At 52.0% G+C, this 16,278-nt stretch carries 14 protein-coding genes; 7 read left to right on the plus strand and 7 right to left on the minus strand.

The window, feature by feature from the left end; genetic code table 11:
* Nucleotides 1-99: 99 nt before the first annotated feature.
* Entirely contained in the window at nucleotides 100-2,217 is a 2,118-nt protein-coding gene (locus tag PYL13_RS20415) for a TonB-dependent receptor domain-containing protein (RefSeq protein ID WP_275642146.1), read from the plus strand.
* Between the two features lie 77 nt (nucleotides 2,218-2,294).
* On the opposite strand, the gene PYL13_RS20420 is transcribed toward PYL13_RS20415, so the two are convergent.
* Nucleotides 2,295-3,236 (minus strand): 2-hydroxyacid dehydrogenase, encoded by a 942-nt coding sequence (locus PYL13_RS20420; RefSeq protein WP_275642550.1) that lies wholly within the window; start codon nucleotides 3,234-3,236, stop codon nucleotides 2,295-2,297.
* 148 nt (nucleotides 3,237-3,384) lie between these two features.
* Between PYL13_RS20420 and PYL13_RS20425 the strand changes: the two genes are divergently transcribed.
* Nucleotides 3,385-4,245 (plus strand): D-amino-acid transaminase, encoded by an 861-nt coding sequence (locus PYL13_RS20425; protein WP_275642147.1) that lies wholly within the window; start codon nucleotides 3,385-3,387, stop codon nucleotides 4,243-4,245.
* Between the two features lie 541 nt (nucleotides 4,246-4,786).
* Here PYL13_RS20425 and repC read toward each other — a convergent pair.
* The 3 genes from repC to repA form a co-directional block, all read right to left on the minus strand.
* Nucleotides 4,787-6,001: a plasmid replication protein RepC gene (gene repC, locus PYL13_RS20430; protein WP_275642148.1), complete on the minus strand. Its 1,215-nt coding sequence runs from the start codon at nucleotides 5,999-6,001 to the stop codon at nucleotides 4,787-4,789.
* Between the two features lie 195 nt (nucleotides 6,002-6,196).
* A complete protein-coding gene (repB, locus tag PYL13_RS20435) occupies nucleotides 6,197-7,228 on the minus strand; it encodes a plasmid partitioning protein RepB (protein WP_275642149.1) in 1,032 nt (343 codons plus the stop codon).
* Entirely contained in the window at nucleotides 7,225-8,448 is a 1,224-nt protein-coding gene (repA, locus tag PYL13_RS20440; protein ID WP_275642150.1) for a plasmid partitioning protein RepA, read from the minus strand. Before repA ends, repB begins: the two co-directional genes overlap by 4 nt.
* 633 nt (nucleotides 8,449-9,081) lie before the next feature.
* Between repA and PYL13_RS20445 the strand changes: the two genes are divergently transcribed.
* Together PYL13_RS20445 and PYL13_RS20450 are read left to right on the plus strand one after the other, a co-directional pair.
* The gene (locus PYL13_RS20445) at nucleotides 9,082-10,842 is read left to right on the plus strand and encodes an acyl-CoA dehydrogenase C-terminal domain-containing protein (protein ID WP_275642151.1); all 1,761 of its coding nucleotides are present in this window, start codon (nucleotides 9,082-9,084) and stop codon (nucleotides 10,840-10,842) included.
* A 208-nt stretch (nucleotides 10,843-11,050) separates the two neighbouring features.
* Nucleotides 11,051-11,926 (plus strand): transporter substrate-binding domain-containing protein, encoded by an 876-nt coding sequence (locus PYL13_RS20450; RefSeq protein WP_441296680.1) that lies wholly within the window; start codon nucleotides 11,051-11,053, stop codon nucleotides 11,924-11,926.
* A 21-nt stretch (nucleotides 11,927-11,947) separates the two neighbouring features.
* Here PYL13_RS20450 and PYL13_RS20455 read toward each other — a convergent pair whose 3' ends face one another.
* A complete protein-coding gene (locus PYL13_RS20455) occupies nucleotides 11,948-12,889 on the minus strand; it encodes a methyltransferase domain-containing protein (RefSeq protein WP_275642152.1) in 942 nt (313 codons plus the stop codon).
* Between the two features lie 144 nt (nucleotides 12,890-13,033).
* On the opposite strand from PYL13_RS20455, the gene PYL13_RS20460 reads away from it, so the two are divergent.
* Nucleotides 13,034-13,300: a DUF6460 domain-containing protein gene (locus PYL13_RS20460; RefSeq protein WP_192489032.1), complete on the plus strand. Its 267-nt coding sequence runs from the start codon at nucleotides 13,034-13,036 to the stop codon at nucleotides 13,298-13,300.
* Between the two features lies 1 nt (nucleotide 13,301).
* Nucleotides 13,302-13,796, plus strand: a complete 495-nt coding sequence (locus PYL13_RS20465; protein WP_275642153.1) for a CAP domain-containing protein — start codon at nucleotides 13,302-13,304, stop codon at nucleotides 13,794-13,796.
* A gap of 48 nt (nucleotides 13,797-13,844) precedes the next feature.
* Here the strand turns inward: PYL13_RS20465 and PYL13_RS20470 are convergent, their stop codons facing one another.
* Nucleotides 13,845-14,936, minus strand: a complete 1,092-nt coding sequence (locus PYL13_RS20470; protein ID WP_275642154.1) for a quinone-dependent dihydroorotate dehydrogenase — start codon at nucleotides 14,934-14,936, stop codon at nucleotides 13,845-13,847.
* Nucleotides 14,933-15,283 carry a DUF952 domain-containing protein gene (locus PYL13_RS20475; RefSeq protein WP_275642552.1) on the minus strand — a complete coding sequence of 117 codons (351 nt, stop codon included), beginning with the start codon at nucleotides 15,281-15,283 and terminating at the stop codon, nucleotides 14,933-14,935. Before PYL13_RS20475 ends, PYL13_RS20470 begins: the two co-directional genes overlap by 4 nt.
* A 252-nt stretch (nucleotides 15,284-15,535) precedes the next feature.
* On the opposite strand from PYL13_RS20475, the gene PYL13_RS20480 reads away from it, so the two are divergent.
* Entirely contained in the window at nucleotides 15,536-16,186 is a 651-nt protein-coding gene (locus tag PYL13_RS20480) for a response regulator transcription factor (protein ID WP_192489035.1), read from the plus strand.
* The last annotated feature ends 92 nt before the right edge of the window (nucleotides 16,187-16,278 follow it).

Here is a 16,278-nt window from a genome sequence, read left to right on the forward strand (position 1 = left end):
TATTCAAATTTGGAATCATTCGAAAACAACACGGTTGCTCTTATCAGACCCGTTAATTATGTGGATACCATTACTCAAGTTAATTGTCTGGAGTGTCACATGAAGTTGATCGCTGACCGTCGAGGGGACGGGCAGGGGACGATGTTGCGCGCAAAAAAACGCCAGCATCCAAGCGAAAACCTGAAAGCCGGAAAGCACCGAATTGCCTTAGCGTGCCTCGCAGGTACAGCCATTTTCATTGTTCAAAACGCTTACGCGCAGCAGTCAGTTGACACAGCCACAGATGAAGAAGCACTTATGCTTCAACAGATTGTCGTGACAGCCTCGTCGGTCGCAACCGATTTGCGCAATGCACCGGCCAGTGTATCGGTTATCAACTCTGATACATTTGAACGAAAAGCCGTCACTGATATTTCCGAGGCAATCCGCACTCAGCCGGGCGTTAATGTCGGATTTGGCAGTAATGGCACACGCGGTGTCAGTATACGTGGCCTCGGCTCCAGCTACACACTCATCCTCATAGACGGCAAGCGCGTAAACGCCGGCCTGACAACAATGCGCAAATATAACGGCGATCTTGATTGGGTGCCGATCGATGCAATCGAAAGTATTGAAGTCGTGCGCGGCCCGATGTCGACACTTTATGGCTCCGATGCATTGGGCGGTGTCGTCAATATCATCACCAAGAAAAACAGTGATCGCTGGCGTGGATCGGTGACCGCAGAAACGCTGTTGCCCAGCAATGCCCTGACCGGCAACAAACAGAAACTCAGCGGTTACGTCAGTGGTCCGATCATCCCTGATGTCCTGTCCTTCAGCGCATTTGGCAATGTCAGTAAACAAAAAGAAGCTGATGAGAGCTTGGGCGGCGGTGTGGAAACGCCACGCGGCACACGTGATTTCGACCTGACAGGTCGTTTGACATGGACCCCGTCTGCCGATCAAGTTATTGATCTTGAAGCGGGTTTTGGGCGTGAGCGTTACATCCCGTATCTTGAACCGGGCGAGGCCGACACACCGACAACAATTGAGCGCACCTCAGTTTCGTTTCGCCATGTCGGCGAGTGGGACTTTGGTACCTCGACAGTCACCGGCTTTATGGAAAATGCCGAAAACAAACACACCATCACCGATCGTTTGGGCGATGTTCTCGGCAACAGCATCACCGTTCGCAGCTACACGCTGGACGGTAAATTGGCCATGCCGCTGGATTATTTCTGGACCGATGGCCTGACTATTGGCAGCGAATTCCGCTACGAAGAACTGGACGATCCGGAAAATCTTGGCAAGGCCAATACCGTAACCGCAACAAGTGGCTCTCCACAAACCGACAACTGGACAGCTGCGCTGTTTGCCGAAAACAAGCTCGACATCATCGAAACTGTCCATCTGACAACGGGTCTGCGTTATGACTACCACGACATGTTTGGTAGTCATCTTTCTCCACGCGCTTACATCACCTGGGATGTCACTCCGGATTTGACCTTCAAAACCGGTTGGGCTCAGGCTTTCAAAGCGCCTGATCTTCGCCAACTCAATCCGAATTGGGTGCAAACATCCCGCGGCCGTGGCTGCGGTGCTGTCGGCGGCCCTTGCGAAATGGTCGGTAATCCAGACCTCAAACCGGAAACCAGCAACAGTTTCGAAGGCGGTCTTTTCTACGAAAACTCCGCTGGATTGCAGGCAGGCCTGAATTATTTCTTCAATGAAATTGAAGACAAAATTACCTCTGCCCGCGTAGCTTCCCTAATCACTGCCGGCGGCACGAAATATGTTCAACAGATCAATGTTGACCGTGCCAGATCACAGGGGTTGGAAGGTAACTTCTCCATTCCATTACACGACACTTTGACCTGGACAAACTCGTTTACCTGGCTGTTTGAATCGAAGAACCTCGAAACTAACCTGCCATTGTCTGCGGATCCGGAAATCTCCGTCCATACGGAACTGGTTTGGCAGGCCCGTGAGAATTTGAGCTTCACACTCTCAGGCGACTATTACGGAAAACAGGTCGATTATGTCACAACACCTGAAACGCTCATCGCTCAAAACGTCGAGCCTTACTCTGTTGCCAATATTTCGACCAGGTACAGCTTCAATGAGAATGTCGACTTCAAAGCTGGCATCAATAACATCTTCGATGCGCAGCCGAAGAGCGAATCCAATTTTGTGGAAAATGGCCGCACATTCTTCCTTGGCGTAACCACGAAATTCTAAGAGCACAGCTGCGCTTCATCGCGTCACGCTTCAAGATAACCCGGCGTCATCAAAGCCGGGTTATTTTTGCCCAAAATCTAGTATCCCCGTTGAATATCGACAGTCGGTGGCAAGGTGCCATTTTGCCGCCAGTTGCGAATATTGCCAGCAACGATACGCGCGGAACTTTCGCGACTGGTTGGTCCGGAAATGTGCGGTAGCACTGTCACTTTTTCATGATCCCAAAACGCAGAATTATCGGGTAGCGGCTCCACTTCGAAAACATCGAGGACAGCGTGTGAAAGCTGACCACTGTCCAAAGCGTCCAAGAGGTCATCAGTCACGATAATCGGTCCGCGTGCGAAGTTGATAAGGCTGGCGCCCTTTTTCATAATTCCAAACCGAGATGCATTGAGCAATCCACGGGTCTGCTCGGTGAGTGGCACGAGGCAGACAACAATATCGCTACGCTGCAACATGGTGTTCAACCCATCATCACCGGCAACTGTTTCAATTCCGGTTAGCGATTTCATCGAGCGGCTCCAGCCAATCACGTTGAAACCCGCATCTTTCAGTTTTCGGGCAGAAGCTGCACCCAACTCGCCAAGGCCGATCAGACCAACGGCCATTTCGCTCGGTTGCCGATATTCTAGTTCCTGCCAGACACGATGCTGTTGCTGCTTCCGATAAGCGGGCATATCCCGTTGGAGGTAATAACTCCAGGCAAGAACAGCCTCAGACATAACCCGCGAAAGTTCCGGATCAGTCAGTCGAACCAAAGGGGGAGCCTTTGGACCTAACTCCGCAACCAAACGTTCAACGCCGGCCCAAAGACTATGAACCCACTTCAGGTTTGGCAGTGCTGCGATGTGTTCGGGGTCGGGATTGGCGACAACAGCAATTTCTGCGCGCTGCTTTTCATCATCCGACATTGCCGAAAAAGAGATGATTGTCTCTTGCGGTAAAGCCGCACTCAAGGCACTGATCCAGACGGCTTCGGAGGCGGCATCACTCCGCGAGACAAATGCAATAGGCGGCAGTTGGGACATCTATCAAAAACACCTTTTTTGGAAGTGAGTGTAACTGGGTAAACCGTATTCAACCGGTCTGCGGAAGGAAAGCAATTCCCCGTTAATCACACATGTTGTAGGACGGGTGAGCTTCAAAATTCATTAAAGGAAAAGCGAAATGAGCAGGACCGTTTATGTCAACGGTGAATGGGTCGCGGAAGAAAACGCTAAGGTTTCTGTCTTCGATCGCGGTTATCTTTTCGCCGATGCGATATATGAAGTAACCGCAGTCGCTAACGGCAGGCTGATCGACTTCACTGGCCATGCGGCACGTCTCGCCCGTTCACTCGAAGCGCTCGGTATCAAACCGCCGGTGACCAATGATGTTCTCAAGTCGCTCCATTTCGAAATCATTCGCCGAAATGAACTTACGAACGGTTTGATCTATCTGCAAATCTCGCGTGGTGCGGAAGATCGCGACTTTCTCTATAGTGCCAGTCTTGAGCCAACAATTGTGATGTTTACCCAAGCCCGCAATGTCTTGGCAAATCCACGATGGGAAACCGGAATTTCGGTCGCCACGGTCCCTGAAGGCCGTTGGTCCAATCGCCAGATCAAGACCGTACAATTGTTGTATTCGTCGATGGCGAAGATGGAAGTCCAACGCAAGGGCGCAGATGATGCTCTCTTTGTCGAGGATGGTTTCATCACTGAGGGCACATCCAACAATTTTCATATCGTGACCAGCGATGGACAACTTATAACCCGCGCATTATCAAATGCTCTGCTCCATGGAATTACCCGCGGCTCGATTCTTGATATCGCGGAGAAGGCCGGTATTCCGACGGAACAGCGGTCTTTCACACCTGATGAAGCAAAATCAGCCGCGGAAGCATTTATCACTTCGGCCGGGGTTTTCGTTATGCCCGTCATCGCTATCGACGGACAAAATATCGGCGACGGAAAGCCTGGTCCTATAAGCCAAAAATTGCGTTCACTTTATATTCAGCATAGCCTCGATACCAGCGAAGGCCCCTGATTCAGGCAAACAGAAACACCTAAAACCCTGTCAGTTGACAGGGTTTTATTTTGCCCTAACGGGCGGCTTTACATTAGCCGTCACTGTCGTCCCATATCGCCAATAGATTGGCCGCGTCTTTTTTCCCCTTTCTACCGACAATTAAAAACGTCACAGCCACTTCAGTGGCTCATTGCATTTTGTACAGTTGAGTTGATCGATGGTTGATAATCACCTCCACTGCAAATCTCGCTAAGCGAGAGCTGACCTCACTATTTTCTCTCGGCCTGGAAATATGCCGAGCCATCGGGCCAAAATCTCACCAACAGTAGCAGTGGCATTTCGAAACAAATTCTGTTTCCATTTAATGCCACTTGCGAAATCGACTTTAAACCCGCCGGTTCGCTGCAATCTTCCACACTCGGCTGCCAGCGATTAATGCTTCCGACATCAGTCGACTACCATCGTCTTGCTATGAACCACCGACCGATTTCGGAAATCAGACGTTGGACTTTTATAAAGACAAACCCCGACAAGCTCATTTGCACATGACACCACCGCGTCACCCCGCCTGGCGTTGATTAGTCCCAGCCACTCTCAGCAGAGCCATCAACATTGGTCCCAATGAGAATTCGCCAAGTGCTGTGCGTTTGGTCAAATCGCGCAGATACCCGCCAGCTGAATTGATGTGCTGTGCTCGTTCCAGAATGCAGGCGATAGCAACCGCCGCATTTTCAGGACCCATGACTTCGCACGCCGACTGATAGGCGGACGGGCTGACACCCAGCATTGAGCGAACAGTCACCGCGGCACTCATCAAATCGCGCCAATTCTCAATAACGCCGTACGGACCATAGGGCACAATCTCGGGGCAGGCGCGAAGCACCATACCCAAAGGAAATGCCTTCAACTCCACATTCGGCTTGGCTGTTTTGACACCAAGTTTCGGGTCGAGCTCTTCTTCAGAGCTAGTTTCAAGTTCATTAAGAGAGTTGGTATTTGAATTCTGTTTGTGCCGCTCAAAATGATCTGCATTGCCGCTTATATTATTTGAATTGTCTAGTGTTTCCAGCAGATTGAGTACCTCTGCCCTGAGCATCTGCATCTCATCGAGCAGCGAATTCAGTTCATCGGTCGTCGGCGACCTTGGAATACGCGCAACCAGCTCGTTGTAAACTTCTTCAACAGCATGCCAATCGCCGTCTGCCTCTTCGTCGATCGCGGCCGAGACGAGCTTGCGAACATCGCGTCGGCATATCGTTAGAGCTTCTTTTGACCGTCTGAACTTCGCACGCTCTGCAGCCACCTCTTGCGCCAGGTGTGCAAATTCTTCTGCTCGTGCAAGTATTGGTGAAAGGTCAAAACCGAAAGCGTCCTGGACTTCCCCTGAACGACCTTTGCGGGCGAACCGTTTGCCATTAGCGCTGTCTTTGCGGACAATAAGCCCTGCTCCAACCAATGCTGCCAAATGCCGGCGTAATGTTGCATCCGCCATGCCATGGGCGCGAACTGAAAGACTCGCGTTTGATGGAAATACGATGAGCTGGTCACCCTGACGCAGTTCTGTTTCAGGATAAAAGCTCAAAAGCGCGTCGAGCACAGCAAGTGATCTGTCCTGCACGCCGAGCATACCTCGAGCTTCGCACACATCACGAAACACTTTCCACTTATCGGCGGTTTTACCGGATTGAATCTGAGCCGAAGCGACTTGCCGTTTCATCAGGTCAAGCGTCATCGGCCGCCGCCCAAAGGGCGTCGTCACATTGACAGGTTGCATCTTCTTTTACCTCTTTTAAGGCAACAGAAATCCGCTCACCAAAAAGATGCCGAAAACTCTTGACTGTGAATCATGGAAATGCGATTCTCGAAGTGCTAAATCTGAGAGAGGCTTCCATGCGGCAACGTTTGGGGGCCTTTTTCTTTTGCGGTAAATACCTTTCTTCGTTTTCGATCAACAAGATAGCTTGTGCTATCAGTTGTTCTTTTTTGCGCGTTGAAGCGAAAACTGCTCGACGAGTGTCGGCAATTGCTCAGCAACAAACTTGATAAATTCCTTGCCAAGCTGATCCTCGGCAGAAATGCGAACTTCTTTTGCGGACGTATTCAGTGCCACGAGACGATCACCATTGGCGTCGAGTATCTCGGTCGGTGCCTTTTCGGTGACCGTCGGCTTGATGGCTTCCAGCACATTCTGGAACCGCTTGTCTGATGTCAGCAACTTATCATTGCCATCGGCAAGAGTTTTCCGGATTACCTCCAGAGCATTCTTGTTGGCGCTGATGCGCTTAGCGAAATCGACCCAACGCGGTCGACCAATCTTTGGCGCCCGGCCGATGGCCTCAATCACGTCGGCTGGTACTGTGCGGTAAACGCCGCGCATCCGCGCCAGTTCGGCGTCGTCGATTGAAAGCGCCGCATAAATGTCGCGCGGCTTTATCCCAGCCATATCCATACGCGATGCAAACAAGGCACGCTCGATCCAGCTCAAATCCTGCCGGCTGGCATTCTCGATACCTTGCGCGACCACAAGATCCAGGTCGGAAATATCCACTTCCATTGCCTGAACCGGCTTGCCCAGTTCCTTGGCGGCGAGCCACCGGCGATGACCGTAGACAATTTGATAGCGGCCAGCTGCCGTTGGGTGTTTGCGAACCTGAATAGGTACCTTTTGTCCGTCAGTCTCAATCGACGTCTTGAAGGCCTGAAATGCATCCGGGTCATCTTCCGGCAAACGGTCCGGATAGGGGGAGGGGTCAACAACGGCGGTGTCGAGCATCAGCAGTGAACCACCACCAGCCTCTACCAAAGCTTTCAAACGGTCACGCTCGGCACGAATATCATCGATGGCACGATGTGCAGCACCAATGACACCAGCTCCCACACGATTGTTGGCAGCCTGAGGTGCCACTGCCGGTGCAGAAACCTCACCCTTCAGGTGATTTTCCAACTCAGCCGAAAGCAGTCCGAAACTGGCCACGATCGATTTGCGAGATCCTTTGCTCATTTGCGCCCCCAACTGCTATTGATCAAATCAATGATCGCTTCGTTCACGGCATCGACGGCTTCGCGAGCACGTTTATGAGTATCCCGGCCGATCTGTCCCATCTCGAGTTCATAGAGGGAACGTTTGGCAAGTCCGGCCGCTTCCACGGCAGTGCTTTCAATCGATGTTGGCAACAGAACATCGGTGCCAAACAGGTGACGTAGCATCGCCACCACTTGGGACTGAGGCCCATCATTCGGGTCATGACGTGTAATCAAATACCGTATGAAATCTTGATCGAGCTGCGCGCCGCTCTCGTTGAGAACGCCGATCAAATCACCCATCATCAATAGAAACTGGCTCATCGACGCGACATCCAACATGGCAGGATGCACAGTGATGATCATGCTGGTGGCAGCGTAGATAGCGCTCAACGTCAGAAAGCCAAGAGATGGCGGCGTATCCAGGATAACGATATCATAGTCGTCCTGAACCTCATCAAGAGCCAACCTCAGTCGTTCGAAAAAGATCGCGCCTGAACTGGACTTATTGGCGAGTACACGCGGTGTCTCATGTTCATATTCCATGACCTCAAGATTGCCGGGTATCAGATCAATACCGTCAAAATAGGTCTTGCGGATAATGTCGCGAATTGGACGACGCTCAGCATCTTCGTAGCGCAGCGCCGCATATATTGTCTCGTTTGCACCAACATCCACTTCCGGCTGCGCACCAAACATTGCCGACAAGGAAGCCTGTGGGTCCAGATCAAGCGCCAGCACCCGGTAGCCTTGCAGAGCGAGGTAGTGCGCGAGATGGACACAGGTTGTCGTCTTGGCACTACCGCCCTTGAAGTTGGCGATCGCCAACACCTGCAAATGTTCACCAGCACGACGACGCGGCAGAAAACGAAGCGCATCGGCGGGCTTCTGCTTGGCAAACAGTTCGCGCAGCTCATTAATTTGCGGAAGAGTGTAAACTCGGTGATTGTTCTCCAATCGACTCGGAACGGGCCCACGTCCTTCGCTGGACATCAGTTTCAGGGTGGAGTCAGGAATGGACGTCAATCTGGAAACCTCATTGGTCATAAAATGACGCAATGATTTTTCAGCCTTTGGGGGATACATACGAGTTCTGAGTTGCTGCAATTGACCAGACAACACGGTAGCGTGACGCATGATTTTACTACCAGCGTCTTCCTTCACTACAGCTTTGGCGCCTGCACGCTCAACTATCGTCATATTCTCCCCTTGGCGGCATTTTGTCGGTTTGCCGACCTGTGCCCGCCAAGACGTAGAACATGATTCTGACACTTCGTCCAGAAGTGAAGGTTAACAGTGCTTTTACACCACAGAAAACAACGCTCTAGCCGTTTACACGTAAGGCGGAAATCGGGAGAATTGTATAATAAAACTAAATTAGCAAAATCATCTTTCTATATATAATTCAATTAATTACTCATGTCACCCTTGAGTGACTTTATCTTGAAAACATAGGAACCTGCAGATACCCGCCTTTTGAGGGCAAAACCTCCAGCCGTTAGCCATTTCATCATCAGACTGACAAATTCAGACAGTTCATTCATCAAAAACCGCGAATCATTGCCGCCCCTGGCAGGGGTCAGCGGCAACAAGAATGCATTATACTTACACGTCAGCAGAACCCTGTTTCCGCACATATTGCCTGACTCAGTAATGGAGACGCCATTCAAAGAGCCACATAACCGTCGTCCCTCCAATCGAGAAACCGGTATAGATTTGTGAAATTTTCGTCCTTGAAAAGTGTAACAGTCGTTTGGTACATTGAGGGTCAAACAGGTGGTGTGCCATCATCCCTGTTAGGACGCGGCATTCCAAGGGTGGAGGAAATCTGAAATGGCGCCATATACCGCACCGGTCGATGATATCGGGTTTCTGCTGGAGAGAATTTTCAACTTCGATGGTGTTATGCAAGACCTGCGGGGATTTGAGGAGGTCAATGCAGAACTTGCGGTTACCGTCATGGAAGAGGCCGGTAAGTTTGCAACGGGTGTGCTGGAACCGATAAATCGAGCCGGTGATGAGGAAGGTTCCACTCTGGAAAACGGCGTGGTCCGCACACCAAAAGGAATGGCGGACGCCTACAAGACATTCGTCGAAGCGGGTTGGGGCGGGCTATCTGGTGATCCGGAGTTTGGCGGCCAGGGGCTTCCTCGAGTACTGCAACTGTTGCTGGATGAAATGATGGCTTCGGCCAATCTGTCATTTGGGCTTTTCCCAGGCCTGACCCGGGGCGCCGCTGAAGCAATTGCCCACCATGCTGACGACACCTTGAAACAGACATACCTATCCAAAATGACCTCAGGTGAATGGACAGGCGCAATGGCTCTAACCGAGGCGTCGGCCGGCACAGACCTTGGTCTGCTGAGCACACGCGCCGAACCGGTTGGTGACGGCAGCTACAAGCTCAAAGGCACCAAAATATTCATTTCCTCAGGCGACCACGACTTCGGCGGCAATATCATCCACCTGGTATTGGCACGTTTGCCAGATGCACCGAAGGGCGTGAAAGGCATAAGCCTGTTTCTGGCACCGAAATTCCTTGTCAACGCTGATGGTAGCCTCGGTGATCGCAACACAATGTCCGTTGGCTCGCTGGAACACAAGATGGGTATCCACGCCCAACCAACCTGCGTCATGAATTATGACGGAGCGACAGCCTGGCTTGTTGGGGAGGCCGGTCGTGGACTGAATGCCATGTTCACGATGATGAACGCCGAGCGACTTATGGTCGGCATTCAAGGGTTGGGCATTGCCGAAGCGGCCGTTCAAAAAGCGAGCGATTATGCACGTCAGCGTTTACAAGGCCGCTCAGCAGATGGCGCGCGCAGTCCAGTGTCCATTATCGAACACCCCGACGTACGCAAGATGCTGTTGACCGGACGCAGTTTTATCGAAGCCGCGCGCGCTCTGGCGGTATGGACAGCCTTGCAAATGGACATCGCAGACCGGCATTCGGATGAAAAGACAAGGCATGAGGCCGGCAATCTAGTGGCACTTTTGACACCTGTCGTGAAAGCGTCTTTCACCGACTTCGGCTTCGAAACTGCAGTGCTGGCCCAGCAGGTATTTGGCGGGCACGGTTACATCCGCGAATGGGGTATGGAGCAGTTTGTCAGAGATGCCAGAATTACCCAGATTTATGAGGGTACCAATGGCGTACAGGCCCTTGATCTCGTAAGCCGCAAGTTACCACTTGAGAACGGTGGAGTGGTGCGAGGTCTGTTCGAAACGATGCGCCAGGACATGCAAAGTGCTGCCAAGACAGACGCAGCGAAAACAATCGCTGAAAGTTCTCTTGCCGCGTTAAAGCAGTTGGAAGCCATTACCGAAACCCTGCTTTCGCGTCAGAGTGACGCCGCCTTTACCGGCGCTGCGGCAACCGATTATCAGAGGATGTTTGCCCTTGTGTGCTTCGGCTGGATGTGGGCAAAAATGGCGAAAGAAGCGGCCGGCAAAACAAACGCTTTCGAACGTCGAAAAACTGTGCTTGCAGATTTTTTTGCCCATCGCATGCTGCCACAAACCGAGGCTTTGGCCAAAGCCATTGAGAACGGCGCGGTTTCAATCATGGCGCTTGATGCGGAGCTGTTTTAACAAACAGCAGGCATCTGATCAGATCGGCACCAAAATTCAGGTGGGCCAGCTTTTCTGGCTCACTTCGGTTATCATCACCTATCGCTGCAAAAAACAGCTGACAATTTTTAGACATGGATAGTGACCGTTCGGGTGTATATTCAGTATGTAGCATTCTGTTACACTGCCACCGAACTGATGCCTCCTACATCCAAGATGGATCATGCCCATGCCCCGCCAGCTTGCATCGCTGAAGTTACCGAGCGTTTCGATATTTCTAGCAACGCTGGGCATTCTGTTCAGTGCGCCGGCAGAAAGCGCTGAGAAGAATACCGATGGCATGCTTCCGGTCTTGTTTGATACACGCGAGCGTCTTCCTAGCGCCAATATCGCTGACATAAGCAGCATTCGTTTCCTGATGTCGGTTGATTTTCCGCCGTTTAATTTCACCGACCAGAATGGCCGCCTGACCGGCTTTAACGTCGATCTGGTGCGCGAAGTCTGTGCGCAGCTGAAAATGGACGCAAAGTGCCAGATGCAGGCCCTGCCGTTTGATGAGCTGGAAGCGGCCGTGGAGATGGGTGAGGGGGATGCGGTCGTTTCTGGCATGGCGGTCACCGGTTCGCTGCGCCAGCGTTTTTCGTTTTCCCGTCCCTATATGATGCTGCCAGCGCGTTTTGTCGCCAACAAGAATGCCAAGTTGCAAGGTAGTGCAGCAACTGCACTGGCCAAACGCAAGGTCGGTGTTGTCGCTGACTCTCGCCAGCAGGCAATGCTGAAAGCCTTTTTCCCTGACATTACCAGCACCGAATATAAAAATTACGACGAGCTGTTCGAGGCTGTCAAAACCGGTGCTGTAGATACCATTTTTGCCGATGGATTGCGTTTGCCATTCTGGGTATCTGGCGCAGCGTCAGCGGATTGTTGTGAGCTGTTTGACGGGCCCTATATGTCCGACAAATTCCTGGGTGAAGGTCTGACGATTATGGCGAATGATCCCGAAAATGTCCTCATCCCGGCTTTTGATCAGGCGCTGGCGACCTTGTCACGCAATGGTAAGCTGGACGAGATCTATCGCCGCTATTTTCCGCGTGGCCTTTACTGAGGCATCACGCTTCAAGCTCTTTCAATCGGCCTTACGTGCAATGAACAGGATACCCGTGATAGGTTTACCTGCATCCATTCGGATGGTGGTCCGCACGCTCTCCAACAGGTCGAAACCTTTTTTCGCCAAGAGATCACAGACATAATCGAAGGAATGAGCGTATCGCAGCGAAGGGCGAAGCGTGAAGCCAGTTTCATCGCCAGCATCCTCAACGGAAAAAGCGAATATGCCTTGTGGCATCAACAGGCTTTCGGTCAGGTCAAATACCGTCGCTAGGCTTCCGAGATACATCAACACGTCGGCCGCAGCGACAAGATCAGCACGATGTTGGACAAAACTTTCACTAAATAAGGCGGATTCTTCTGGCCCCAACGCCAGATCGGCCTGTCCGAGATAGTCATATATCTCTTTTTCTTCTGCCTTGGACAGCATGTTGGCAGAGATATCAAAGCCTTCAAGCCTGCCTGCCATGGATTTGATTTCAACACCCAGCAGGCCAGTTCCACACCCAATATCAACAACACAGCGAAACGAAGGGGTGGGGATGTTTTTTTCGATCAGGGCCGTAAGTTTGGCCGGAACGGAATATTCGAGTTTTTCAACCAGTGCCGTTTCAAACCGTACGGCATATTCATCGAATAATTCCTCGACATAACGGCTGGGGGGTTGATCGGGCACCTCCGCGGCCCCAAGAACAGCGAGCTTCAGGCTGGCTGCAAATATCCCCTCTGGGTCCAGGGATACCACCCTTTCGTAGGCAGATATTGCGCCTCCCTTATCTCCGGATTTCTCTTGATATTCCCCCAGTTTAAACCATCCCGCCGGCCAGTTGGGGGCCAGTTCCAAGGCTTGCGCCATAAGTTCGGTCGCGGCGAGGTGATCGCCGCTTTCAGCAAGCATTCGGGCATAATCCGCCCGGCGGTCTACGATTACGTCACCGGAAGAAAATTGGGTTGAGGCCATAGCAATATCCTGAAGCGATGGCGCTAATTGCAGCAGTCATAAAAAAACTCAAGTCTTATTTCATTCACGCAGCGCTCATACATATAGAAATAGGGTTGCAGGCAGGCGTTGCCTTTCATATCTCTGTCCCAAAAGGAGAACACAATGGCTGGTGATGTGAACAGGTTCCTCGGGGATAGTCCCGCTCGCACCGTACTGAAGCTGGTGGTCGTATCATTGATCGTCGGTTTTTTGATGGCGATCTTTGGCGTCGACCCATGGGATCTCGTCTACAGCATCCGCAATTTCATTCTCGATATCTGGCACAGTGGTTTTGCCGCACTCGGGAAAATTGGCGATTACCTGATACTGGGAGCGACCATCGTCATTCCTATTTTCATCATCCTGCGAATTTTCAACTACCGCCGTTGATATGACCTTGCAAAACATACCAAAAATCTCGCGCAGAAACATTCTTGCAGTCTCAGCAACTGTCTTGCTGTCGGCCTGCGTATCATCACGCGCACCAAAGCTCTCGGGTAATACCTCGGATGAAACCGGCGCCGCATTGGCGATGGTTAACAAGCTTCGTGAAGGGCGCGGACTTTCGCCCTTAAGCGCCAACACAAGTGCGCGACAGGCGGCTGCAAGCCAGGCGGTTCGCATGGCAAAAGCCGACAAGATGTCCCATCTCATCGGTTTGGGCGACAGCTTCCTCAGCCGTATGAAAAGCCACTCTGTGCCACTTCCTGCTGCGGAAAATATTGCCAGCGGCCAGGCAGAGGTGCAGAGAGCGGTTCAGGCCTGGATTGATTCTCCAAAGCATCTGGAAAACATGCTGGGCAATTATCATGGTCTTGGCGTTGCCGTGGCACGGGATGCGTCTTCAGGAAATCGGCCTTATTGGGCGATGGTGCTTTCAAGCTAACCGCCCAATAGAGACAAATTCAAACCACCTGCAAAATCAGCAAATGGCTCAATCGAGCTGTTTGCTGGCCCATTTATCCACTGCGCTGTCGCGCAACTCCGTTATCGACGAGACCTTTTCTCGATCCATCAGGTTCGAGAGACCACGGATAATCCGTGACGGCAGCGTTGGACCTTCATAGACCATGCACGAATAAAGCTGCAGCAGGTCAGCGCCAGCGCGGACTTTCTCAATGGCTGTCTCAGCAGAGGAAATACCGCCTGCACCAATAATCGGCAGGGACTTGCCAACGCGCTGTCTAACCTTGGCCAGCACGGCGGTCGAACGCTCGAACAATGGTGTACCAGACAGGCCGCCAGCTTCGCCATTATGGGGGCCAGCCTTCAAACCTGCCCGAGATAGCGTGGTGTTGGACACGATCAAACCGTCGAGGTCGTGTTCCAGCGCTTCGGCCGCAATGTCATCCAACCCTTCCTCCGTCAAATCGGGCGCGATCTTCAGAAAAACCGGAATACGTTTACCACTAGCTGCCGCCAGTGCATCTCGCTTGCTCAGCACGGCCGACAGAAGAACGGCAAGGCTTTCCCGTGCCTGCAAGTCGCGCAAACCAGGGGTGTTTGGGGAAGAGATATTGGCTGTGAAATAAGAGGCAACCGAATAGAACTTGTCGATACCGGCAACATAATCGGCAACCCGGTCTGCACTGTCCTTGTTGGCGCCAATGTTAACGCCGACGATGCCATTCAACCGCCCCGCTGACAGGCGTTCAAATGCCACTTCATGGCCCTCATTGTTGAAACCCAAGCGATTGATGACGGCATTATCCTGCGTCAATCTGAAAATGCGTGGTTTCGGGTTACCGTCCTGTGGTTTCGGCGTCAGAGTTCCAACTTCAGTGAAACCAAAACCCAGCTTCAACAGCGCATTTGGCACTTCAGCATTCTTGTCGTAACCGGCAGCCATGCCCAGCGGATTGGAAAATCGAATTCCGGCAACTGTCTGAACCAGACGGGGATCTGCCGCAGGCGCGCAGCTTGGCACGAGACCGCTTTTCAGCGCCTTGATCGACAAACCATGCGCTGTTTCAGGATCAAGCATAAACAGACCGCGACGGCCAATCGACGACAGAAAATCGTTCATTCTGATAGCTCCGGAAAAACATGAAGACCATCTGCACCAAGTGGCAGAGGTTTTTCCCACAAGACAGCATCAAGCGGTAAAGCAGCGTAGAGATGCGGAAACAGATCGCCGCCCCTTGACGGTTCAAAGACGAGAGCCTCACCCAGTTTCGCCGCCTCTACTGCAATAAGCAGCAGATCGTTTTGACCGGAAAAGTGCCGTGCCGCTGTTTCCAAAGCCTGGGCAGCCGTCGAGAAATGAATGAATCCATCCTCAAGGTCGATCGACGCTCCGTCAAAAACACCTTTCTGGCGGGCAGGCTGCCAGAGTGCTTGCGGCACAATCTTGTATATGACGGAAGCCACCATGCCAGTAAATCTCTGTGTGGGGTCAATGATGCCAGCCGATTTGCCCCAAAGGGATGCCCTTGTCCATCTTTCATCGACAAGTTTTACCGATTTCCTTTGGAAATAGCCAAAGACACGCTTTTCAAACGCGCCATACAGCAACATCATGCGCCATAGAGTCAGCAATCAGTTGTATCTACTGGCGGGCAAGATTAAACTTTCCCGTTATAGGGCAAGCGAAAGTGTGCCCGTGCCCTTGGGAGGGGGCTTCCCATGACACAACTCACGATCATCATCGCGGACGATCACCCGTTATTTCGAGGTGCGTTGAAACAAGCCGTCAACGGCATTGATGCAGACCAGACCATTGTGGAGGCCGGGGATTTCGAAACGGCACATGCCGCAGCGCAGGAGCAGAAAGATGCTGACCTTTTGCTGCTCGATCTCGCCATGCCGGGGGTCAGCGGCTTTTCAGGTCTGATGGCATTGCGCGCCGAGTTCTCAAGCCTGCCGATTGTCATCGTGTCTGCCACCGACGACACGACAACAGTCCGCCGCGCTATTGAACTGGGCGCATCTGGTTTCATTTCGAAATCTGCCGGCATTGATGAGTTGCGCAAAAGCATTCAGACGGTTTTGAACGGGGGAATTTCAACACCGAACGGCTATCAGGACGGACGCGAACACGATCCTGACATTGCAGACCTCATCAACAGACTACGCACATTGACCCCACAACAGAGCCGCGTTCTCGGCATGCTTGGCGAAGGACTGCTTAACAAACAGATCGCTTATGCTCTGGGGGTGTCTGAAGCGACCATAAAGGCGCATGTCTCGGCAATCCTGCTCAAACTCAAGGTGGATAGCCGTACTCAGGCGGTCATACAGCTGTCGAAAATAAACAGCTCAGCCATGGTGGCATAGGGAGGAAAGGATTTTATTCCTTCTTCACTTTACTTTATCGTACCAATGTCTAACATGGGGCAGATGACAATAGGGGTGACTCACGTAACAAC

Origin of the sequence: Agrobacterium sp. Azo12 (genome assembly GCF_029193765.2) — a bacterium.
In the GTDB taxonomy this organism is placed as follows: domain Bacteria; phylum Pseudomonadota; class Alphaproteobacteria; order Rhizobiales; family Rhizobiaceae; genus Agrobacterium.